The following is a 23,315-nucleotide window of genomic DNA, read 5'->3' on the forward strand; positions in this document are numbered from 1 at the left end:
AGGGCCAGGCGCCGGTCGCCTGGCCCGGTTCCTCACATGCGTGATGTTTGGTCTGGCCGGCCTGCTGGCTTGGACCCCTGGGGACCCACCCCGGAAACTGCCTGGGAACCACTTCGCGGAGACCCCCGATGACCACGGCCACCCCTTCCAGCATCCTTGATCAAAAGCGCTACGACGTGATCGTGGTCGGCGCCGGATTTGGCGGGATGTACGCCGTTCACCGCTTCCGGGAGATGGGACTCTCCGTCCTGGGGGTTGAGGCTGGCGGCGATGTGGGCGGGGTCTGGTACTGGAACCGCTATCCGGGCGCCCGCTGCGACCTCATGAGCCTGGACTATTCCTATTCCTTCTCGCCGGAGATCGAGCAGGCCTGGACCTGGACAGAACAGTTCGCCGCCCAGCCGGAAATCCTGGCCTATGCCAACTTTGTGGCCGACCGTCTGGCCCTGCGCGATCTCTATGCCTTCAATACCCGGGTGGTCCGCGCCGACTTCATTAAAGCGCGCAATCTCTGGCGCCTGGAACTGGACCAGGGTCAGGTTCTGGAGACGACCTACTGCGTGATGGCCACCGGCCCCCTGTCCATCCCCAAGGGTGTGCCCTTTGAAGGTGCCGCGGATTTCCAGGGCGAGATCTATCTGGCCGCCAAGTGGCCCCAAGAGGAGGTCAGCTTCGCCGGCAAGCGGGTCGGTCTGGTGGGCACCGGCTCCACTGGCATCCAGATCGTCCCAGAGGTCGCCAAGACCGCCGCCGAACTGGTGGTCTTCCAGCGCACCCCCAGCTTCACCATGCCCATGCGCAATGTGCCCATCGATCCGGACTACGCCGCCGAGATCAAGCGCAACTATGCCGGCATGCGCCAGGGCGCGCGCAACAGCGCCATTGGTGGGGTGCGTCCCCAGTCCACGCGGCCGTTCTTCAGCGTGGCCCCGGCCCAGCGTCTGGCCTTGATGGAAGACGCCTGGAAGCAGGGTGGGCTGGCCTTCCTCGGTACCTTCGCCGATCTGCTGACCAATGCTGAGGCCAATGAACAGGTAGCTGAGTTTGTGCGCGGCAAGATCAGCGAGGTGGTCAAGGACCCCGAGACCGCCGAGAAGCTCAAGCCCCGCGGCTACCCGATCTTCGCCCGCCGGCCGTGCCTGGACACCGGCTATTACGAGGCCTTCAACGCCCCCCATGTGCGGCTGCACGACTGCCTGAGCGATCCCATTGATCGCCTGTCGCCAGCGGGGATCAAGACGGCGGCCGGGGAGGTGGAACTGGACGTGCTGATCTTCGCCACCGGCTATGACGGGCTGACCGGCGCTCTTCTGAACCTGGAGGTCACCGGCCGCGAGGGGCTGAGGTTGCGCGATGTCTGGCAGGACGGTCCGGTTTCGCACCTGGGCCTGATGGTCGCGGGCTTCCCCAACTTCTTCACCGTCGCAGGTCCTAATGGACCCGCCGCCCTGGCCAATCTGATCCTGCTCGACCAGCAGAATGTGGACTGGATCGTCGAGGCGATCGAACACATGCGCCGCCACCAGCTGACGGCCATGGAGCCCAGCCCCGCGGCTCAGGAGGCCTGGCTGGAGACCATTCAGGCCCTGGCCCAGCTGACCCTCGTGAGCAAGGCCAACACCTGGTACACCGGCGGCAACATCGCCGGGAAGCCCCGGGGCCTCAGCATGTATACCGGCGGGTATCTGCGCTATGCCGAGGCCTGTCGCCTGGCGGCGGAAACCTACGACGCCTTCCAGTTCCAGAGCCTGGCGAAGCCGGCCGAAAAGCGGGCGTCGGAATTGGCTCAATAGGGCCCTTTCGACGCCGAAATGCGCACATAACAGCTCGAAATACCCCCCCCGTTTCAGGGGCCTTGACGGGTCAGGTGGGCATAGAGCGGGTCGTCTGGGAACCGTCCACCGTTCAGGAGCGGGCTCCGGCCAGGGGTCGGCACCCTCCGCTCGAACCAGTCATAGACCACCAGTCGCCGGGCGATCCGCCACTCACCATTGCGGGCCTCGAACAGGTCGAGATAGCGGCCGCACAGATGGTCCACCACCAGCCCCGCCTCAGGATCGCGCCGTCGCTGCAGGGAGGTGAACAGGGCCTCTGTCACCGCCTGGTCCCCCCGCAGGTCGATCATGACATTGCTGATCTGGTGGGCGCAGGCCTCGAAGCTGTCGCGCAGCTTCAACCCCCATTCGACAAAGGCGTCTGCGGTGCCATCGAAGCTGGCATGACGCTCGGTGGCGTCGGGCCAGTAGACCGAGCGCAGCAGGGCCTCATCGGCCCGGTCCACTGCCCGGTGATAGCGAGCAAGGCAGGCCCGGATGGCGACCCGGTCCGCGAGGCCTTGGGCGTCGGGACCTGTGGGCATCATGCTCCCTTGTACTCGTCCTGCCCGATGGAGCGGCCGGCGAGGTAGAAGCAGCCACCGGCGATGAACAGGCCAAGGGTGCTGCACGCCATGGCGTATTGCAGGCCTGCGGCGGGGCCATGGGCGACGGCAAAGACGTCGCTCAGCAGACCCACGACCAGGGGGCCAAGGCCCAGGCCGATGACGGTGGTGACGAACAGATGCACTGCAGATGCGGTGGCGCGGACCCCCGGGCTGACCAGGGACTGCACCGAGGCAAAGATCGGCCCATAGGCCAGGGCGAAGGCGAAGCTGGCCGGCACCACGCAGGCCAGCGCCAGGATTGCGCCTGGCGCCAGGTTCAGACCCATATAGAACGGGCTTGAGGCCAGCAGGACGATCATGGGCACCAGGGTATAGCCCTTGATGCCGATCTTGGCCGCGCGGTCGGCGATCTGCCCGCCCATATAGGTGCCAAGACCGGAGCTGAGGCCCAGCAGCAGCCCGAGCGCCAGACCCAGGAAGCCAGCCGGGCCCAGGCCCATGGACTGACCAAGCGCAGCGATCTCTTCCCCATGGGCCCGCATGAACAGGGAGCCGTAGAAGGCGCTCTGGCTGTAGAACACCAGGGAGCCAAAGGCCGTGCCCAGGGAGATCCACCAGAAGGACCGCTTGGTGCGCAGCTCTCGCATCGCCACGGCGAGCGGGATGGTGGACTCCGTCCGCTCATCGCGGCGCAGCAGCCGGCGGGGCTCCTTGAGGGTCATCACGGCCAGAACCGCGACCAGCAGTCCTGGCGCGCCAGCAATGAAGAACGCCACGCGCCAGCCAAAAGCATCGGCCACCAGCCCGCCCATGGTCAGGCCAATGAGTGAGCCCAGGGGAATGCCCAGGGAATAGAAGGCCAGGGCAGACGCAAGTTTGGGCCGGGGTGTCATTTCGCTGATCAGCGAATGGGCGGCGGGCGAACAGCCGGCTTCACCAAAGCCAACCCCGAGCCGGGCGATCAACAGGTGCGGAAAGCTCTTGGCCAGGCCGCAGACCATGGTGAATGCGCTCCAGATGGCCAGGGAGGCGCTGATCAGCCAGACCCGGTCCCCACGGTCGGCCAGCCGCGCAATGGGCAGACCCATGCCGGTGTAGAAGACCGCAAAGGCCAGACCGGTAATGGCCCCCAGCTGCCAGTCAGCCAGGCCCAGGTCCTGCTTGATCGGCTCAGCCAGGATGGTCAGGATCTGACGATCGAGGATGTTGAGGGTGTAGATGACCATCAGCAGGGCCAGGGCGTAGCGCATATAGCCCGAGCTGAAGGAGGCCTTGACCGGCGGCGCGATCGTGGCGTCTGGCGTGGTGTCGGTCATCTGTGAGCCTTCCCCGTGGGCCTGTTGCCCAGCTTGAGGCACCATAGGTCCTCCCCGCCGGGCCGAAGGTTGGGCGGAGGGGGGATCGCAAATATCCCCTATGTGATGATAGCCTGGGCCCCGAACCTGCTGTGGGGTCCGGCAGCCCGTCGACCTGGTCTAAATGAAGTAGACGGGCGCGAAGCCGCCGCCGGGGGTCCGGAAGTTGGTGGTCTGGCCCTGATAGAGCCGGGCAGCCGCCAGCAGCGGTTCGCCCCCATAGGTGAACAGGCGCACGTCCATCTTGCGGGCCTGGGGCAAGCCATCGATCATCACCTGGCGTTCGCCGGGCGGAGCCAGGGCCTGGGCGACATAGTCGGCCGCCAGAATGTCATTCCATACCGAGCGGGTCAGCTTGTCGCCGCGATAAACGGCCTTGCCGCCATAGCCGCTGACGGGCTTGAAGAACAACGACTTGCGGCCAGCCCATAGCCCCTCGGCATTGGCAGATGTGACGGGTTCAGTGCGGGGCAGGACCGCCAGCGCCGCGATCATCCCGGGACTGGCCCCACAGGCGGCCAGGGCGTGGGGGTCGCTGAGCAGGACCAGGTTGCGCTTGTCGGCCATCAGGGCGTGATGAAAGGGGTTGGGGGTCACCACCACCGACCCCTGCGCCCAGGCGGCCTTCAAGGACGCGCTCTGCGGTGCCGCCAGGGTGAAATCCACCAGGCGGTTATAGACAAGGTCGATGGCCAAGCCTCCATGGCGCAGGCGATCATCCTCAAAGGTCAGTTCAGCCGGATCACAGATCACCACGTCATAGCCGTGGGCTTCGAGAAGGCTGCGGGCCAGGATGAACTCCGGATAGAGATACTGGTCCTGCGGCCGATCATCGACGATGGCGATGCGATGCAGGCGCGCCGCCGGATCTGACCTCTGCAGGCGATGCTCAGCCTCGAACATCGCGATCACGGCCGCATCGAAGCCGGCGAGATAGGATCCCCTCATCAGCGGCTCCACCGCCTCGCAGCAGGCGGCCTGGGCCCGAGCGCTGAAGGCGTTCAGAAAGGCACCGCCGGCATTGGTATTGATCTCGATCAGCCGGGGAGGCTCGCCATCGACCAGATGAAAGTCATATCCCATGAAGACACCGGCCGGGCCAAGGTCCCCCGCAGCTGCAACGGGATCGCGGGCGGCGACTGTGGCCCGGTAACCCGGCAGGGCGGTGACAGCCTCGATGGCCTGGACGATGGCCAGCATGCCGGCGCGATCGGCCCCTGACAGAAAGACGGCGACGCTGGAGAACAGGTGAGGCCTCGTCTCCACTTGCTCTGCGAAGAAGCGGTCGTCGCCACTGGCCAGGACCATCGCCTTGGCCAGGCGCGCGGTATCCAGGCCAATACAAAAGCAGGACTGGTTTAGGGTGCTGGCCGTGACGGATGGGGCCGCAGGCGTCCTGCTGTGTTTCATAATTTCCAGATATAACGAAATGATGTCCCGTCAAGGGCGTGATCGGAGATCCCGGCGCCCACATGCTGGTGTGAGGCGAAAGACCATGGCCGGCGGTGGGGCGCGGCGCTTGCCGGGGCCGGGCGGCATATGGTCTTAAGGGCCATGGACCCCACTGGCGCCAATCTACCTTCCATGAACCTTCGGCACATCGAGGTGTTCCATGCCGTCTATCGGGCGGGTTCGATCAGCGCGGCCGCCCGGGCGCTCTATGTGTCTCAGCCCTCGGTCAGCAAGGTGCTCAAGCATGCTGAGGGCCGGCTGGGCTTTCCCCTATTCCGCCTGGTCAAGGGCCGCCTGACCCCCACAGACGAGGCGCACGCCCTGTTCCGGGATGTGGATGAGATCTATTCCCGGATCGAGTCCCTCAAGGAGACCACCCGCAACCTGCTGAAGGGGGGCACAGCCCACATCGGCCTGGCGGTACTGCCCTCCCTTGGCCTGGGCGTCGCCCCAAGGACAGTCGCCCAGTTTCGACAGAAACATCCCGGCGTCACCTTCACCCTGCAGACCCTGCATGATGAGGATGTCCTGCGGGCGCTCTATGAGCGAAAAGCTGACCTGGCCGTGGCCTATGACGCGCCGCGCCATCCCCGGCTGGCCCACACCCGTATCGGCACCGGCGAACTCGTGCTGCTCTATCGGCGGGACTATATGCCAGACGCCCCGCTGCGGCTGGCCATCGACAGCTTCAGTGGCCATGAGCTGATTAGCTTGGCCGGCAGCGGGCCCGTGGGTGCGCTCTATGCCAGCGAGGTGGTGCAAGGCAGTCTGAGCCGTGCCGAAGGCATCGTAGTCCAGACCTATTATGTCGCGGCCGCCCTGGTGCGGCACGGGGCGGGCGTGGCCATTGTCGATGAGTTCACGGCCCGAGAGCACCGTGGGCCTGATCTGGACTTCAGGCCTTTGATCCAGCCTGCCAATTTCGGCGTCTATTGCATCTATCTGGAAGATCGCCCGCTCTCGAAGATGTCCCGGGCGTTTGTCAATGCTTTGAAGGCTGACATCCAAGACCAGCAGCAGGCGCATAACCCAGGGCTATAACTGACCTCTTTCTTTCGAGCTTCGCGCGCGCTGCGGTTTGGCGATGATCAGGGGTCAGTATCGCCCCGGCTCGAAGTGAGAGATGATGATCCCCCCGCCCTACCTGCTCTATCTTGGCGACTCCCAGAACGAGCTGTCTGTGAAGACCTCCCGCGGGGTCGCCTATTGGCGTCCGGAATGGACTCTCGGCGAGCACAGGGGGCCTGACTGCACGGTCACCCTCAATATCCCCCATCTGAGCTTTGATGAGGCCGTCGCCCAGGGTGCCAAGACCCTGATCGTTGGCGTGGCCAACGCCGGTGGGGTTCTGGGTCCGCGCATTGTCGCCGATGTGGTCAAGGCCCTGGAGGCTGGCCTGCATGTGGCCTCCGGGCTCCACGAACGCCTCACCGAGCATCCAGAGATCGTCGCCGCCGCCGCCCGCAAAGGCCTGTCGCTGTTTGACGTGCGCGAGCCGCCGAAGAAGATGGCTGTGGGCAATGGTCGCCCCCGGGCGGGTCACCGACTGCTGACGGTCGGCACCGACTGTTCGGTGGGCAAGATGTACACGACCCTGGCCATTGAGCGCGAAATGCGCGGTCGCGGGCTGCTGGCGGACTTTCGCGCCACGGGCCAGACCGGCATTTTCATTGCCCAGTCGGGGGTGCCCATCGATGCGGTGATCGCCGACTTCATCTCTGGCGGCATCGAGGAGATCAGCCCGGCCCGTCACGACGGAGGTTGGGATCTGATCGAGGGCCAGGGCTCGCTGTTCCACCCGTCCTATGCCGGTGTGTCACTTGGCCTGCTGCACGGGGCGCAGCCCGACGCCATCGTGCTGTGCCATGAACCGGGGCGTCCGCATATGCGTGGCGTGCCTGGGCGTGATCTGCCGGACCTCAAGGCCTGCCTGGAGGCCAATCTCACCGCCGCCGTCCTCACCAATCCTGGTGTGACTCCGGTGGGAATCGCCTTCAACACCTCAGGTCTAGCCCCCGATGAAGCGCGCCGGCTTTGCGATGAAACCGCGGCGCGTTTCAACCTTCCTTGCCAGGATCCCGTCTCCATGGGCGTGGACCAGATTGTCGACAGGTTAGTTGAATGCTTCGCACCCTCTCAGTCCGTCCAGAACATTGGCCGCTGAGCACACCTTTCCGCATTTCCCGGGGTGTGAAGACCGCCGCTGACGTGGTTGCGGTCACCCTGGTTCAGGACGGCCATACCGGGCGAGGGGAGGGGGTGCCCTATGCTCGCTACGGCGAGACTCTTGAGACCGTCCTGGCCCAGGTGAATGCCCTGGCTGGGGCGCTCGCCCAGGGCATGACCCGCCAAGACCTCGCCGCCCAGCTGGGCCCTGGTGCGGCCCGTAACGCCATCGACTGCGCCCTGTGGGACCTCGAAGCCCGCCTGGCCGGCCGTGCGGTCGCCGAAACCCTTGGTCAGCCGCCGCTTGATCCCTTGGTGAGCGCGCTGACCGTCAGCCTGGACACACCCCAGGCCATGGGTGAGGCGACCGCACGGATGACCGGCACCACCCTGATCAAGGTCAAGGTAGATCGGAACGAACCCGCCGCCTGTCTGGCTGCGGTGCGCGCTGCGGCCCCTGACGCGGCCCTGATCGTCGATCCCAACGAGAGCTGGACCATCGAGATCCTGGCGGCTCTGCAGCCGGTGCTCGCCGATCTTAAGGTGGCGCTGATCGAACAGCCCTTGCCAGCCGGCGAGGACAATGATCTGGCCGGGTTCCAGAGCTGCGCCCCGATCTGCGCCGATGAGTCCTGTCATGTGGCGGAAGATCTGGCAGGTCTGAAGGACCGCTATCAGGTGGTGAACATCAAGCTCGACAAGAGCGGCGGTCTTACCGAGGCTCTGGATCTTCTGACCCAGGCCAGAACCCTGGGTTTCGGCGTCATGGTCGGCTGCATGGTGTCGTCCTCCATGTCGATCGCGCCGGCCTTTCATGTGGCCCGGCATGCGGACTTCGTAGACCTCGACGGCCCGATCTGGCTGGCGAATGACTATCCCGGCGGCGCGGTCCAGCGTGGTGCCGTCCTTATGCCGCCCAAAGGACTTTGGGGCGTGCCGAGCTCGCCACAGGTCTGACCGGCTCCGGCGACGGCGACCGAGATTGGCTTGATCCTATGCCCTGGAGATAAAGCTGATGACCGAGCTCGCGCCAGATCCCGCGCCGCCCCTCATGCCTTCGCGTCAGGGCGGGGCCAGGGGCTTCATCCGGCGCTATTGGCTGGAGGTCACCCTGTGGAAGCGGATCCTGCTGGGTCTAATCCTGGGGGTGGCCTTTGGCCTGGCCGTCGGCGAGCAGGCCATGGCAGTCAAGTGGATCGGTGACCTCTTTGTGCGGCTTATCCGCATGATCGTCACGCCCCTGGTCTTCTTCTCCATCGTCTCCGGTATCGCCGGCATGGGAGATGTGAAGCGCCTCGGCTCCATCGGTGCCCGCACGCTGTTGATGTATCTCGCCCTGACGGCGGTGGCGGTGTCGGTGGGCCTGGGCCTTGGAACGCTCTTCCAGCCCGGGGCGGGCATGGATTTCGTCGGGACGACGCCGCAGGTGCTCGGAGAAGCGCCGACGCTCGGCACCTATCTCATGAGCATTGTCCCACTCAACCCCTTCGCCGCCCTGAGTCAGGGCGACATCCCGGCCATCATCTTCTTCGCCATCCTCATCGGTCTGGGCATTCTGATCATCGGCGAGCCGGCCGCGCCGGTCGCACGGCTGTTCCAGATCGGCTCAGACATCATGCTGGTCCTGGTCAGGGTGATCATGGAGCTGGCCCCCTTCGGCGTCTTCGCCCTGGTGGCCTGGGTCATGGGCACCTCGGGGCCCAGCACCTTTGTCCACGTCTTCCTGCTGGCCTGCGCCCTGGTCCTGGGCTGTCTGTTCCAGACCCTGGTGGTGCACGGGAGCGTCATCCGGCTGGTGGCGGGTCTGCCGGTCATCCCGTTCTTCCGTGACATCGCCGATGCGGTCATCGTGGCCTTTTCCACCTCGTCCAGCGCCGCTGTCCTGCCGGTCGCCATGCGGGTGGCGGAGAAGAACCTGGGGGTCAGCCACACGGTGGCGTCCACCACGTTACCCCTGGGGACCACCCTGAGCATGGATGGCACCGCCCTCTATGTGGCGCTGCTGGCGATGTTCTCGGCCCAGGCCTTTGGCGTTGAGTTGACCCTGGCCCAGTACCTGATGGTCGGGCTTGTTTGCATCATCGTGGCCGTGGGGACGGCACCGGTGCCCTCGGCCTCGCTGTTCATGCTGGCCGCCGTGCTGCAGGTGATCGGCCTGAGCGCTGAACAGACGGCCCTGGTGGTGGGCTTTATTCTGCCCTTCGACCGCATTCTCGACATGACCCGCACGGTGCCCAACGCCACCAGCGACCTTGTGGTGGCCGTCACGGTGGCCAAGTGGGAAGGCGAGCTGGACGAGGTCGCCTATCGCGCCAAGCCTGTGGAATAGGGGCTTTTCCAAACCCAGAGCAGGTTTTCTTCCCGCGTCCAACCGGTGCGGCCATCTCCCAGCCGCACCCGTCGCCAGCCGAGATAGGCCTGCTCCACCCGACCGACGCTGCCGCCGGCCAGCTGGATGGCCGCGGCTTCGACCGGGGTGTCGACGGGAAGATCGCGCAGGGCACCTGCGCCCCAGATCACCACCGCCCGGTGGCTTGCAAGCGGGCCATAGGCGTTCAGCGCAAGGGCGCTGATCAGGCCGCCTGCCATTGCCAGACCTGCCAAGGACAGACCGACCTGCGTCACATAGGGCCTAGGCCGGTAGCGGGCATAAAGTGCGCCCGCCAGGCCCAGGGCCGCCAGCCAGGCAAACCCGATCGCCGACCATCTCCACACCGCGGGTGAGGCCAAGGCGATGGCGTGTCCGCGCCAGTCCCGGGGGCGGGGCACGCTGGCGCGAGGCTCCAGGCTGTAGCCAGCCTTGGCGCTGGTCATCAGCCACAGGCGGCGCAGCTGGGGATCAGAGGGATGCTGGACCCAGGCGATGGCCGCATGACCGGCGGCCTCCTCCCAGCGATCCTGGGCGGCCAGGGCGACGGCCAGGTTGTGGCGGGCACGCCAGTCCTGGGGGGCGTCCGCGACCGCCTCGCGCAGGGCCTTTGCGGTCATCTCCTGGGCGCTGGCCTGGCCGTGCGGCAGCACAAGGATCAGGCTCACCAGGGCTGCGGCCACCGGCACCAGGTGCGATCTCTGCAGGGCCGTGCGGGGCTTGAAGGGCGGCGGGGGGCCGATCTCCGTCAGCAGCTGGCGGGCGCGGTCGGCCCAGTCGGCCGGATGTTCTCCCTGGCGGCCATAGAGGGTGTGGTCGGCCTCGGCCCAGAGCTGGCCCCAGCGGGGGTCGGTGAAGGCGTCGGGCACCGGGGCGGCGAGGCCCAGGCGCAGGCGCAGGGCCGCGTTGTGTTGCCAATCCCGGATCAGGCTGCGGGACTGGGCGGGATCGGGGTCCTGTAGCAGCCGTGTGAGGATGAGCTCCATCTGGCGATGGGCGCGCCGTGCCAGACGATAGGGGTCGGCGAGATAGGCCCGCCAAAGGGCCAGGGCCATCCACAGCCCGCCCAGGCTGAGGGGCACCCCCAGCAGGGCCAGACGCCAGAGGACATCGGCGGGCGGGGCCAGGGCCCGACTGCGCCCGACCATCATGGGGGGCAAGGTGTCCGCATCCTCCGGGGCCAGTCCAGCTTCGCCTTCTGCGGGCAGGAGGTCACCCTGCGGGCCGGGCAGGACCTCCAGGGTGATCGGCGGGGCGGTCAACTGGACGTAACGGCCCGACCGTGGATCAAAAGTCACCACTTCAAATGCGCTGAGGACATAGCGCCCGGCCCGCTGAGGGATCAGGGTCACCGCCTCGCTGACGGAGCGCTCGAACAGGGTGGCGTCTTCGCCTTCGACCTGTTCAGGCTCGCCAATGACCTGGAAGTCCCGGGACACTTGGCGGGCGGGCAGTCCGGTGATGGCCGGCCAGTTGCCCGTCCCCGACAGGGTCACCCGCCAGGTCAGGGTTTCGCCCACGCGCACCTCCTTGGCCTCGATCCGGGAGTCGACCGCAAACTGGCCGACCACGCCCGTAAAGCCCTCGGGCGCAGGGGGCAGGGGACGGATTCGGAACAGGCCCGGGTCGCTGACCACCTCCCGGGTTTCGGTGATGGCGCGCTGGTACTCTTCCATGTCGATGACGCCGGTCTGCAGGCGCATGACCTGCCTGGCGGGGGAAAGGGGCGTGAAGCCAGGGGTCAGGGCCATGGCCCTCGTCTTGAACTCGATCACGGCCCGGGACGCGCCCGGCGCGGGGGGCGCACGCAGGGCCGGGGCCCCCCAGGGCTCTGCCGCCAGGGGTTCTGAAGCCCATTCCAGCTCGCCCTCCAGATTGCCGAAGGTGTTCCAGTTGACGCTCCAGGCCAGGGTCAGGTCGAAGACCTCACCCGCCCAGAGAGGCTTGGCGGGCGCCTCGAAGCTGCCGGTGACGTCCTGAGCCAGGCTGGGCTGGGCGAGGCAGAGGGCCGCCGACAGGCTGGCCAGGACCAGGCGAACCGGGCTCACCATGTCTGAGTTCCGGCCGGCCGCGGCGGGGTCTGGGCGGTCTGGCGGCGCAGGAACAGCGCGCCGGGGGAGTCGGCCGCCCGCAGCCGGCGCAGGGTGTCCAGGGGCTGGACCAGCGCCGGATTGCCCCACTCGGTGGGGTCATAGGTGTCGGCCTTGGAGCCGCCGACATTTTGCAGGCCCTGTTCGCCGGCCGTGGGATCTTCGGCGTCCTCCTCGGCCGGGGGTTCGCCCTCGCCCGGGGCAGCGTCCTCTCCGGCCACAGGTTGCTGGCCGGTGGCCTCCATGGGCTCATTGGCAGGATCTGCGGGGCCAGGGTCTTCCAGCGGCACAGGGGGCGGCGGGGTGAGCAGCCACGTCAGCCGGGCCTCGGCGGCCGCCCAGTCCATCTGGTCGGGGTCCAGGCGCGCGCCCAGGGCGATGGCGGCGAGCCCGTCGCGCATGACGCCCTCCTCAAGGGGATGGCCATGACCCCGATGGATTTCCCCGTAGCGGATGGCGACCTCGGTGACCCGCTGATAGTCGGCGGCGGTCAGTCGCCGGCGGGCGACCATCTCCTTTGCCAGGGTGCGCATCTTTAGCAGGGGGTCTTCCTCCCCCTGCAGGTCGGTCTCCGTCATCAGGGGGCCCTGGGCGAAGGACGCCCCCGCGGGGGTCAGGATGAGCGCTGCGACGGCGGCCAGGACCGCCTGGGCCAGCAGGGTTCCCTTGGCCGGCCGGAGGCGCGGATGGGCCGGGACCTCGACGGCTGCGCTCCACAACAGCAGGATCAAGGCTGCGGCAGCGAACCAGGCGAACTGGTCTGCGCCGCCGACCTGGCGTCCCTGGGTCTGGCCCGCCGACTCCGGGGCCGTGGCGCTGGCCGCTCGCACCAGGGCAGTGAGCTCTCCTGCCCGGGCGAGATCGAGGCTCTGCCCCCCCGGTGCCCCGCCGTCGGCGAGGGTGCTCAGCACCGCTGGCGACAGTCTGGACACCACCACGGCACCGTTGGGGCCCTGCAGCGGCTGACCGCCGGGCCCTACGGGTGAGGCGCCGGCCTCGGTGCCGAGACCGAGGGCAATGACCTTGATCCCCTGGGCGCGCAGGGCCGCCAGCGGCTCGGCCCACGGGCCGGGCTCGGCCTCGCCGTCGGTCAGGATCACCAGCACCCGCCCCTGGGGGGTGTCACTGAAGCTGTTCAGGGCCAGGGTCAGCAGGGCGCTGAAATTGCTGCCGGGGCTTGGCATGTGCTCGGGCGCGATGTCGGGCAGATAGGTCCGCAGGATGGCCTGATCTTCACTGACGGGGGCGAGCAGGTGGGCCTCGCCGGCAAAGCCGATCAGGCCGATCCGGCGCTCGGGCAGCTCATCGGCCAGGGTCAGGGCCAGGGCCCGGGCCCGGATGAGCCGCGAGGGGGACACATCACTGGCCAGCATGCTGCGCGACAGGTCCAGGGCGATGATCACCTCGCCCGGCGCGCTGTCGTCGGGGGCCACGGGCACCTGACCCCACTGCGGTCGGGCCAGGGCCAGCACCATGAGCAGGGCGGCGAGCCAAAACCGCCAGGGCCTGGCCATGGGGCGTCCAGCCCGGGGGTCGAACCGAACCCAGCCCCCGATGACCGCGCCGCGCCGGATTTTTCCGCCTGGCCCGTCGGCATCAGAGACCGCGCCGCGCGCCTGCCGCCGCAGCAGCCCTTCCACCCCGATCAGCAGCGGGATCAGGGCGCAGAGCCAGAGGGCCTGAGGCCATAACAGGGTCATGGCCGCGCCCCTGCAACCGGCCGCTCCGAAATCCGCCGAAGCGCGATCCCCCAGGCCGGTGCGGCCGCCAGCAGCAGCAGGAGGGCACCGCCCAGCGGCCACGGGAACAGGGGGGTGGTCACCCGACGGGTCTTGACCTGGAAGGCGGTCTTCTGGGCGGCGTCGATGGCGGCGAAAGCGCTGTTCAGGGCGGCGGTGTCGCCGGCCTGGACGAACCGGCCGTCGGTATCCCGGGCCATGCGCTGCAAGGCCTCGACATCCAGGGCCGAGGGGAACTGACGGGTTCCGACCCGTCGACCCTGATCATCGAAGATCGGAAAGGGAACCATGCCGTTGCGTCCGGCGCCGATGGTGTAGACCGGCACGCCCCGGTGACGGGCCAGGGCGGTGGACTGCGGCGGGGTGAGGCTGCCGCTGGTGTTGGCCCCATCGGTGAGCAGGATCACGAAGCGGCCGACGGCCTGGTCCTCGGCCTCCCGGGGACGCTCCAGCCCAGCCAGGGCGATCCCCAGGCCATCGCCGATGGCGGTGCCGTCCTCCAGCAGCCCGATCTGCACCCCGGCCAGCTGCTCGGCCAGCCAGGCATGGTCGGTGGTCAGGGGGGCCAGGGTATAGGCCTGGGCCGCGAACAGAACGACGCCGATCCTGTCATTGGGGCGCTCGGTGACGAAGGCCTGGAGCGCAGGCCGGATGGCCTCCAGACGGTTGATGGGCCCGTCGGGGCCCACATAGTCCTCAGCCAGCATGGAGCTCGACAGGTCGATGGCCAGCATCAGGTCATAGCCCCGGGAGACCACCTCCTGCTGCTGGTCGGTGCGCTCCGGCTTGGCCAGGGCGACAGCGAGGAGGGCCATCACGCCATAGAGGCAGACCATGCGCCAAGGGGTCACTGGCAAGGTGCGGGCCGGGTTCCAGGCTGTCACATAGGGGGCGAGCCACACTGGCGCGCGCCCGCGCCATCGTCGCCAACCGGCGACGGCGGGGATCAGCAGCAAGAGCGCCAGGGCCCACGGGCTGGCGAACTGGAAGGTGCTCATGGGGCCCCTCGGGCCGAACCCGAGCGCCGGGCGCGCAGGAAGCCCACCAGGGCGGCCAAGGGATCCTCGGCAGTGTCCACCACAAGTCGGTCCAGGGGATCGGGCCACCAGGCCCGCCAGGTCTCCTCTCGCGCGGCGCGCCATTCCGCATGGGCCTCGCGGCTGGCCGGGGTGTTCTCAACCCAGGTCAAAGCCCCTGCGGCGGGATCAAAAGCAGTGAAGCTCGCAGATGGCGGCGGTGCCCGCTCCCAGGGGTCTTCGACCCGCACGCCGACCACCGGATGTCGACGGCGGAAGGCCGCCCATTCCGGCGGGGGTGGTCCAGGGGGAATCTCTCCAAACCACACCACCAACGCCCCTTGAGGCACAGGACTGGTCAGCAGCGGCGAGGGGCGAAACGGCTGACGCGGGGCCGGATCCGGCGGATCGGCGGCGAACAGGGCGGCGAGGGAAGACAGCAGGCGGGCTCGCCGGCGTGTGGGGTTGTGCCGGGTTTCCCCGTCCGGCAGCTGGTGCAGCAGTCCAGCCCGTTCCCGGTTCACCACCGCCAGCATCAGGGTCAGAGCGGCCAGCTGCAGCAGGATCTCGCGCTTGCTCGCAACGCCTGAGCCGAACTGCAGGGCAGGGTCATCGCTGACCACCGCCCAGATGGTCAGTTCCCGTTCCTCGACAAAGACCTTGCGATAGAGGTCGCCCAGGCGGGCGGTGACGTTCCAGTCCACATCACGGATGTCGTCGCCATAGGCGTAGCGAACCACCTGGTCGAATTCCATGCCTCGGCCCCGGAAGACCGAGCGGTGCGCGCCGCCCAGCAGGGTCTGGACCGAACGGCGGCGCAATTGCCACTCAAGCCGGCGCAGGGCGCTCTGGGCTCGCGGGTCGATCACCGGCGAGGGGGCGTTCATCGGCGGGGGCTCAGCCCGGCACGGCGACGGCGGCCAGGGTCTGGCTGACGATGGTGTCCGCGCTCAGTCCTCCGGCCTCCGCCTCATAGGTCAGGCCGATCCGATGGCGCAGGACATCGGGGGCCACCTCCTGAACCAGGCTCGGGGTCACATGCTCAAGGCCCCGCAGGAAGGCCAGGGCGCGGCTGGCCTGGTAGAGGGCCAGGGTCGCGCGCGGCGATGCGCCAAACGCCAGCGGCCTTGGGCCGCCACTGGGGGCAGCGGCCAGGCTACGGGTGTGGCGCACCAGGGCCAGCAGATAGGCTTGAATTTCGGGGGCCACGAACACCCCATCCACAGCTTCGCGCAGAGCCAGGAGCTCAGGCCCGTTGGAGGCGGCCTCGACCACAGGGGAGCGGGTCGCTGAGCCCCATCGCCGGAGCATTTCCAGCTCGTCGTCGCTGGAGGGATAATCCAGGAGGAGCTTGAACAGGAAGCGGTCGGTCTGAGCCTCAGGCAGGGGATAGGTGCCCTCATGTTCCACCGGGTTCTGGGTGGCCAGGACCAGGAACGGATTGGGCAGGGGATGGCGGGTGCCGCCAATGGTCACCTGCCGCTCCTGCATGGCCTCCAGCAGAGCGCTCTGGACCTTGGCGGGTGAGCGATTGATCTCGTCAGCCAGCACGATATTGGCGAAAACCGGCCCCAGATGGGGGGTGAAGCTGCCGTCATGGGGGGAATAGACCAGGGTCCCCACCACGTCGCTGGGCAGCAGGTCTGGGGTGAACTGGATGCGCTCGAAGTCCAGCCCCATGGCCTGACCGAGCGACTTGACCAGCAGGGTCTTGGCGAGGCCCGGCATCCCCTCCAGCAGCACGTGACCGCCTACCAGCAGGGCAATCTGCAGCCGCTCCACCACGCTGGCCTGACCCAGGACCGCCTTGCCGATTTCGCCGGACAGGCGCTCGGCCCAGGCTGGTCCAGACGAGGTCAGCGATGGGGCGGTGTCGGTAAGGCTCATCTGGGTCATCCACTCAAATTCACACGTCGCCGTCTGGCGCGCCCCATGCCGGACGCGCCAGACCAAGCCAGACCCTCAACGGTCGCTACTGGCCGCGACGAAGCACTCTGCCGTGACGCTGTTCGGTCACCTTGCCCTGGCTGAGCGCGGTCTGGCCGTTGACGAAGATGTACTCCATCCCCTCCGAATAGGCGTGGGGCTCCTGATAGGTGGCCACGTCGCGGATGGTCTCAGGGTTGAAGACCAGCACATCGGCAAAAGCGCCCGGTGCGATGACCCCACGATCGGTAATGCCGAACACCTGGGCCGGCAGTCCGGTGGAAGCATGGATCGCCTGGGCCATGCTGAGCACTTCCCGTTCGATCACATAGCGCCGGAACTTGCGGGGATAGGCGCCGTAGGCCCGGGGGTGCTCGCCGCCCTCGCCAAAGGCCACCAGGGCCCCGTCCGAAGAGGTCATCATCCACGGCTGCTTCATCAGCAGTTCCACGTCCTTCTCGTTCATGTTGAACGAGACGATGCTGGAGCCCCCCTTGATCAGCATGTCGATCGCCGTATCGAGGGGATCTTGCAGGTTCCGCCGGGCGATCTCGTCCAGCCGCATGCCGTTCAGCGAAGGATCAGCACGGAAATTGCGGATCATGATGGCGTTGGCGCCGGCCCGCCGCTCCAGATTGGCCACCATCTCCTGACGGATCAGGGCGCGCTGCTCTGGATTTTGCAGACGCTTGGCGATGGCGTCCTGGCCGCCTTCCTGCGCCCAGCCTGGCACCAGGGAGGCCTGCAGGGACGAGCCGGAAGCGGCGTAGGGATACTGATCGCCCCAGATGGAGAGGCCCTCAGCCCGGGCAGCGTTGATCATCGCCACCGCCTGTTCCGACTGACCCCAGACGCTGGGGCCGAGCATCTTCATGTGGGTGACAATCCCGGGGATGCCGGTCTGACGGGAGACCTCAATCAGTTCCTCGACAGCCCCCAGCACCCCCACATCATAGCTGGACTCGTCGCGGATATGGCTGATGTGGAAGGCCCCCGGATAGGCATTGGCAACCTTGGCCAGGGCCACCAGTTCGGAGGTCTCGGAATACTTGCCGGGGATGTAGAAGGGGCCGCTGGAGAAGCCGAAGGCCCCCAGGTCCATGGCCTTCTTGACCAGGGCCTCCATGCCCGCCAGCTCGGCGGCGGTGGGCTTGCGATTTTCCAGTCCCATAATGTCGCGGCGCACGCCGTTGTGGCCGATCATCGGCACGACGTTGACGCCCGGGGTCTGGGTTTCAATGTCGGCGATCTGTGGTGCGAGGTCGCCCGGCCCGCCGCCATCAGGGTTGATCATCACCGTGGTGATGCCCTGGTAAAGGACTGGGATGGCCGCAGCCAGTTCTTGCGTCTCGATGGCCGGGGCGGCGTGGGAGTGGGGATCAATGAACCCCGGAGAGACATACTTGCCCGTGGCGTCCACCACAGTCGTGGCGGTGGCCGTCGCCGGGATCGTGCCCACCTCGACGATCCGCTCACCCTTGATCGCCACGTCGGCGGCCTTGCCCTCCGCGCCCGTGCCGTCAAACACCAGGCCGCCACGGATGAGGACGTCATAGTCCTGGGCCAAAGCGGTCGCCGACACCCCCGACATCAGGCTGAGGGCAAATCCAGCCGCCAGGAGTCGGCGGCGGATAGGGTTGGGCGGGCTGGCGCTGCGGCGGTCAGGTATCATGGGGCTCTCCGTGATCTGGGGCGAGGGCGCGACGCCTCGGCTTTGGGACCTGTTTGGCCAGGGGCCAGTCGTCCAGTTGGATCGCGTAGGCGTCTGGCGCGAGGCCCGGGGTCAATCGACCGGGCCTCGCGCCGACGGGGTCAGTACTCGAAGCGCACGCCCACCCGGAACACGCGGCCAAGGATGTCGAAGACCCCCTGGGCAGTGGACGGGTTGCCATAGGCGGTGCCGGCCGGCCCGTAGGCCACGATCTCGGGATCGCGGTTGAACAGGTTGGTGACGTTGACGAAGGCCTCGGTCTTCTGAAGCAGCTTCAGGTCATAGGTCATGGCCAGGTCGACATAGAAGGCACCGTCGATCTTGTTGTTGTTGATCGTCCGGTTGGCGATGGTCGAGGCGGGGCAAGCGGTGGTGCACTCGACAAAGGCATTGTCATAGGTGCTTTCGCTGACGCCGCGGCCGGTGACCTGGATGGTCCAGGGATCGGCCGTGTAGGTTGCCGACGCCCGATAGATAAACTCCGGCAGGGCGATCGAGCCGGCATTATCGGTGGGCACGTCGATGCCGTTGTCCTCGAAGTTCTCCAGGTAGTAGGTACCCACCGCCCGCAAAGCCATGGCACCGGGGCCGAGGTCGAAGCGGTAGGTCGCTTCCAGATCCACCCCACGAGACTTCTGGACCGCGAAGTTGAAGGGGCTGACTGACACTCGGCTGATCTGATTGCCGGACCGCGTAATGGCTGCGCAGAACGCCTGATTGCCTTGGAAGCAGCGGTCGACGATGGTGCTGGCGGTCACGGAGCCAATGGAACTGTCAATCTCGATCTGGAAGTAATCGATAGCGGCGGCGAAGCCAGGCAGGAAGCTGGGCTGCACCACCACGCCCAGACCCCAGGTGTCGGCGAGTTCAGGCGTGAGCGCCAGGTTGCCGGTGGTCACCTCCAGGAACTGAGTGGCCTGATTGTTGTTGAACGGATCCAGCAGGGTGTTGGTGCGGCTGGTGCCGGCGGCAAACAATTCATTCAGGTTCGGTGCCCGGATGTCCCGCGAGCGGGTGACCCGGAAGCGCAGGTCAGGGATGGGCGAATAGACGGCACCCACCTTCCAGGTCGTGACATAGCCCGAGGTGCTGTAGTCCGTGCCACGCACCGCAGCATTCAGGTCCAAGCCCTCGGCCAGGGGAACGACCGCTTCCACATAGGCTTCAGTCACCGTGTATGAGCCGAAGGTCGGCCGGTAGTTGCCCACAAACCAGCCTGACTGGAACTCCGTCGGTACGAAGCCGGAGACCTCTTCCTTGCGGTGCTCGATGCCGGCGGCCATGGAGACCGGGCCGGCCCAGGTGGAGAAGGGGTCGCCGGAAATGTTGGCGGCCGCCACCTGCTGGGTGAAGAACTGCTCGCGTTGGGGATTGCCCAGGATGTAGTCGAGGGCCGCCTGAGAGTTGACGCCGATACCCATCCGATTGAACGGAATGCAGCCATTGGTGGGGTTGGTCAGTGTGGAGCGACAGACGATTTGGCCATTGGGGGCGAACACGGCATCTTGGGCCAGGGCCAGACGGGCATTGTTGGTGATGTCTCGGGCAATCTCGAGGGTCTCGGTCTCGCCGCGCTGATAATAGGCATCCCAACGCCATTCGCGGTCAAAAGCGGTGAAGTCGCCCTCGGCGCCGACCACGTATCGGGTGACGCTGCGCTCATTGTCGGTTTTGCGGATCGGCAGGCCGAGATTAGAGGTTCCGAACCGGAAGCTGGGGATATTCAGAGCGGCCAGTTGCTGTCGGATGCTGGCAGGCAGGAAGGCGTTGTCCGAGCGGATCGTGACATTGCCCTGGTTGAACTGGACGCCGGTCCAGCCGAGGGAGGCATGGGTGTTGTAGGACACCTGACCAAAGACCTCGACATTGTCGGTCAGATCGTAGCTGACCCGGCCGAAGAAGCCTTTGCGGCGGTCGTCAGCATTGAGGGACTGCAGGTTGTTGACCTGCACTGAGCGCCAGTCGCCACCGATCATCCACGGGTCACGGGTCACCCCGAAGGCCAGTTGGCCGACGGTGCCACCAACCCCAAAGGTGGTTCCGCGCAACGGCGTGTCGACGATGATGCCGCCAGGGCTCGCATTGGACAGGCCCACGCTGCTGGCCACCAGGCGCTCAGGCTGACCATTGCCGGGGACATAGGCCGGGTTGGTGATGATGTACCAGCCGTCGTTGTTCCAATCGCGCGGCACGCCATAGATGCCCTCGCGGTCGGCGACCTCGGCGTTCAGAAGCAGATGACCGCGTCCCCCGGCGAATTCCGTGCCAAAGGTCAGGTTGATACGGTACTCATCGTCGTCGCCATAGGTGGTCTGACCCGCCTCGATGGAGCCCTTGAAGCCTTGGTAGTCGGTGTTGAGGATGAAGTTCACCACGCCGCTGACGGCGTCAGAGCCATAGGCCGCTGAGGCACCGCCAGTGACGATCTGCACGCCGCTGATCAGGCCCTGGGGGAAGGTGTTGACGTCCACCGCTCCAGTGATGGTCGAGCCCACTGAACGTTGCCCGTTCAACAGCACCAGGGTGCGCGTGGCACCCAGGCCGCGCAGGTTCAGGGCGTTGACCCCAGCGGTGCCAGCGCTGATCGAGGCGTTGGAGGTCTGCGGGGTGGCGCTGCCGACGATGGAGGGAATGTCGTTGACGAAGTCGGCGACGTTTGAGGGGGCCGCGGCGAGAATTTCGGTTTCGCTGATCACGGTGAGGGGGGTCGGGGCCTGGTAGCCGTCACGCACCACCCGGGTGCCGGTGACCACCACCTCTTCGACGCTCACCTGAGCCGTCTGGGCCTGGGCCTGACCGCCCGTCGCTGCGGCGATAGCCAGGGCGATGACGGACGCCCCACTGGCAAGGCCCAATTTTTGGGCGTTTTTCCAGCCCGAAGTCTGCGCTGTGCGCATTTGAACATTTCTTGACATGACTAGCCCCCTCGGAATTGACGATAAGCAGATTGTTATTTTCGCAACCCGATTTATTGTGGAGAGCCGGAATAGCGATAATCTGCACTCGTATTCGATATGAGGTTGTCGGCCCCTCGCGCGAGTGTCAACGCCGAGGCCCCTTCGGAATATTGTGGCGCCCATAACCCTCAGTCATGGGTAGGGCGGCGACGGTTTGGGACTGCAGCCCGTCAGGCCTTATCGGGCCTTGGATTGCGGGGCCTTGATTTTGAACGCAGCGACGGGGCTTCGCGCGTCTCTGGATGCCCAGAGGGGCAAATGATCTTGCCAGATGGAACGGTCAACCCGGGAAAAACGGGGGCTGCATGCGTTTACCAGGCGCACCGATCGGGCCCATGTCTCTGGGCTATTGTTGGCGCAATATTCGGAAGGGCTGGCTTTGTTGACACTAGAGTCGACAGGCTGAAAGGCTGTTAGCCTGACAGGAAAGTCCTCTGCCTGAGTAGGGGAAGGGCGAAAAGATTCGTGCGCGCCTAATGTCAATATAGTGGCCTGCCCCTTTGCCGGGGGCGAGGCGGCCCTGATCGGACGAGGAACCCAGATGCCGACATCACCCAGAACCTTCCGCCGCCGGTTGCTCGCGGCCGGCCTCGCTTTTGGGCTGATGTCGGGGGGCTCCGGTCACGCCCTGGCTGCGGACTATGACGTGCTTATCCGTGGCGGATTGGTGTTTGACGGCACGGGTGCGGAGGGTCGTGCGGCTGACGTGGCGATCCAGGGCGACCGTATCGTCGTGGTCGGCGAGATCCCTGAGAGCGCTACGGCTGCGATGGTGGTCGACGCGGCAGGAAAATATGTCTCGCCAGGGTTCATCGACACCCATTCCCATGCCGCGCCCGGGATCGAGACGCCGGAGCTGGCACCGGCAATCTCCGTGCTGACGCAGGGGATCACCACGGCGATGATCAATCCGGACGGCGGGGGGCCTGCCGACCTGCGCCCTCAGGTCGCGGCCATTGAGGCCAACCGTCCTGGCGTCAATGTCATTCCGATGATCGGCCATAACGGCGTGCGTCAGGCGGTGATGGGCCTGGAGAACCGCAAGCCCACCGCCACCGAACTGGCGGAGATGCAGGGGCTGGTGCGTCAGGCCATGACGTTTGGTGCCCTGGGGATGTCCAGTGGCCCGTTCTATGTCCCGGGCAAGTATGCCGACACCGCCGAGATCGTCGCCCTGGCGAAGGTGGCTGCGGAGTTTCCGAACGCCTTCCACACCAGCCACATCCGCGATGAGTCCAGCTATGACATTGGCGTCCTGGCCTCGGTGGCTGAACTGATCGAGGTTTCCCGCCAGACCGGGATCACCGGCGTGGTCAGTCATATGAAGATGCTGGGTCCGATGGTCTGGGGGCTTTCGGACGATGCGGTGAAGATGATCGACGCCGCCCGCGCCGAAGGGTTGTCGATCTGGGCCGACCAGTATCCCTATGCCGCGTCAAGCACAGGCCTGTCGGCAGCCCTGGTGCCGGGCTGGGCGCAGGAGGGCGGCCGCGAGGCCCTGGCCAAGCGTCTGCAGAACCCCGAACAGCGGGCCTTGATCCGAGAGGGCATGGTGGAGAACCTCGCCCGCCGGGCCGGGGCAAACGCCGTGATGATCTCCAGCCACAGCGCCGATCCGAGCCTGGAGGGTATGCGTCTGGATGATATCGCGCGGCGCAAGCTGCAGGATCCCCTCGACACCGCCATCGATATCCTGATCCAGGGCGGGGCAGGGATCGTGTCGTTCAACATGAACGAAAAGGACGTGGAGCTGCTGATGCAGCAGCCCTGGATGATGACGTCATCGGACGGCGCCCTGGTGACCTTCGGCGAAGGGGCGGAACATCCTCGGGCCTATGGGGCCTATCCCCGCAAGCTGCGGCGCTATGTGATCGAGCGCCAGGTGGTGAGCATGGCCCAGGCGATCCACTCCTCCAGCGGTCTTCCGGCCCAGGTGTTCGCCATCGCCGATCGCGGCGTGCTCAAGCCCGGTGCCTTTGCCGACGTCCTGGTTTTCAATCCTGAGACGGTCCGGGACGTGGCCACCTACCCTAAGCCCCATGCCTATTCCGAGGGCATGGACTTCGTGTTCGTGAACGGCAAGGCGGCCATCGTTGACGGGCAGGTGACCACCGAACGCCACGGCCGGGTGATCCTGCGGGGCAAGTAAGGC

Annotated in this window: 16 protein-coding genes; 6 read left to right on the forward strand and 10 right to left on the reverse strand. The window is 66.6% G+C overall.

Annotated elements, in window-relative coordinates:
- The first annotated feature begins 128 nt into the window (after window positions 1-128).
- Window positions 129-1,793, forward strand: coding sequence for an NAD(P)/FAD-dependent oxidoreductase (locus MH112_RS06130; RefSeq protein ID WP_296565278.1), 1,665 nt, complete (start codon window positions 129-131; stop codon window positions 1,791-1,793).
- A gap of 53 nt (window positions 1,794-1,846) precedes the next feature.
- Here MH112_RS06130 and MH112_RS06135 read toward each other — a convergent pair whose 3' ends face one another.
- From MH112_RS06135 to MH112_RS06145, 3 genes are all read right to left on the reverse strand, one after another.
- A complete protein-coding gene (locus MH112_RS06135) occupies window positions 1,847-2,362 on the reverse strand; it encodes a nuclear transport factor 2 family protein (RefSeq protein WP_296565281.1) in 516 nt (171 codons plus the stop codon).
- Complete coding sequence (locus MH112_RS06140; RefSeq protein ID WP_296565283.1) at window positions 2,359-3,699, reverse strand: MFS transporter; 1,341 nt, start codon at window positions 3,697-3,699, stop codon at window positions 2,359-2,361. Before MH112_RS06140 ends, MH112_RS06135 begins: the two co-directional genes overlap by 4 nt.
- 159 nt (window positions 3,700-3,858) lie before the next feature.
- Window positions 3,859-5,148 (reverse strand): hypothetical protein, encoded by a 1,290-nt coding sequence (locus MH112_RS06145; protein WP_296565287.1) that lies wholly within the window; start codon window positions 5,146-5,148, stop codon window positions 3,859-3,861.
- A gap of 174 nt (window positions 5,149-5,322) precedes the next feature.
- Here MH112_RS06145 and MH112_RS06150 point away from each other — a divergent pair, with 174 nt between their 5' ends.
- From MH112_RS06150 to MH112_RS06165, 4 genes are all read left to right on the forward strand, one after another.
- Window positions 5,323-6,231, forward strand: coding sequence for a LysR family transcriptional regulator (locus tag MH112_RS06150; RefSeq protein WP_296565290.1), 909 nt, complete (start codon window positions 5,323-5,325; stop codon window positions 6,229-6,231).
- A gap of 82 nt (window positions 6,232-6,313) precedes the next feature.
- A complete protein-coding gene (gene dgcN / locus MH112_RS06155) occupies window positions 6,314-7,354 on the forward strand; it encodes an N-acetyltransferase DgcN (RefSeq protein WP_296565293.1) in 1,041 nt (346 codons plus the stop codon).
- The gene (gene dgcA, locus MH112_RS06160; protein ID WP_296565295.1) at window positions 7,312-8,313 is read left to right on the forward strand and encodes an N-acetyl-D-Glu racemase DgcA; all 1,002 of its coding nucleotides are present in this window, start codon (window positions 7,312-7,314) and stop codon (window positions 8,311-8,313) included. Before dgcN ends, dgcA begins: the two co-directional genes overlap by 43 nt.
- A gap of 58 nt (window positions 8,314-8,371) precedes the next feature.
- Window positions 8,372-9,685, forward strand: a complete 1,314-nt coding sequence (locus MH112_RS06165) for a dicarboxylate/amino acid:cation symporter (RefSeq protein WP_296565297.1) — start codon at window positions 8,372-8,374, stop codon at window positions 9,683-9,685.
- On the opposite strand, the gene MH112_RS06170 is transcribed toward MH112_RS06165, so the two are convergent.
- The 7 genes from MH112_RS06170 to MH112_RS06200 all read right to left on the reverse strand — a co-directional run bounded on the left by MH112_RS06170 (window position 9,661) and on the right by MH112_RS06200 (window position 21,061).
- Complete coding sequence (locus tag MH112_RS06170) at window positions 9,661-11,775, reverse strand: BatD family protein (RefSeq protein WP_296565300.1); 2,115 nt, start codon at window positions 11,773-11,775, stop codon at window positions 9,661-9,663. The genes MH112_RS06165 and MH112_RS06170 overlap by 25 nt on opposite strands.
- Complete coding sequence (locus tag MH112_RS06175; protein WP_296565302.1) at window positions 11,769-13,514, reverse strand: VWA domain-containing protein; 1,746 nt, start codon at window positions 13,512-13,514, stop codon at window positions 11,769-11,771. The genes MH112_RS06170 and MH112_RS06175 overlap by 7 nt, the downstream gene beginning before the upstream one ends.
- Window positions 13,511-14,551, reverse strand: coding sequence for a VWA domain-containing protein (locus MH112_RS06180; protein WP_296565305.1), 1,041 nt, complete (start codon window positions 14,549-14,551; stop codon window positions 13,511-13,513). Before MH112_RS06180 ends, MH112_RS06175 begins: the two co-directional genes overlap by 4 nt.
- Window positions 14,548-15,456 carry a DUF58 domain-containing protein gene (locus tag MH112_RS06185; RefSeq protein WP_296565308.1) on the reverse strand — a complete coding sequence of 303 codons (909 nt, stop codon included), beginning with the start codon at window positions 15,454-15,456 and terminating at the stop codon, window positions 14,548-14,550. Before MH112_RS06185 ends, MH112_RS06180 begins: the two co-directional genes overlap by 4 nt.
- A 10-nt stretch (window positions 15,457-15,466) precedes the next feature.
- Window positions 15,467-16,456: a MoxR family ATPase gene (locus MH112_RS06190; protein WP_296565311.1), complete on the reverse strand. Its 990-nt coding sequence runs from the start codon at window positions 16,454-16,456 to the stop codon at window positions 15,467-15,469.
- A gap of 85 nt (window positions 16,457-16,541) precedes the next feature.
- Window positions 16,542-18,167, reverse strand: a complete 1,626-nt coding sequence (locus MH112_RS06195) for an amidohydrolase family protein (RefSeq protein WP_296565314.1) — start codon at window positions 18,165-18,167, stop codon at window positions 16,542-16,544.
- 140 nt (window positions 18,168-18,307) lie between these two features.
- Window positions 18,308-21,061, reverse strand: coding sequence for a TonB-dependent receptor (locus tag MH112_RS06200; RefSeq protein WP_296565319.1), 2,754 nt, complete (start codon window positions 21,059-21,061; stop codon window positions 18,308-18,310).
- 643 nt (window positions 21,062-21,704) lie between these two features.
- Here MH112_RS06200 and MH112_RS06205 point away from each other — a divergent pair.
- A complete protein-coding gene (locus tag MH112_RS06205; protein ID WP_296565322.1) occupies window positions 21,705-23,312 on the forward strand; it encodes an amidohydrolase family protein in 1,608 nt (535 codons plus the stop codon).
- The last annotated feature ends 3 nt before the right edge of the window (window positions 23,313-23,315 follow it).

The sequence above is a fragment of the Phenylobacterium sp. genome (assembly GCF_022402485.1).
GTDB lineage: Bacteria > Pseudomonadota > Alphaproteobacteria > Caulobacterales > Caulobacteraceae > Phenylobacterium.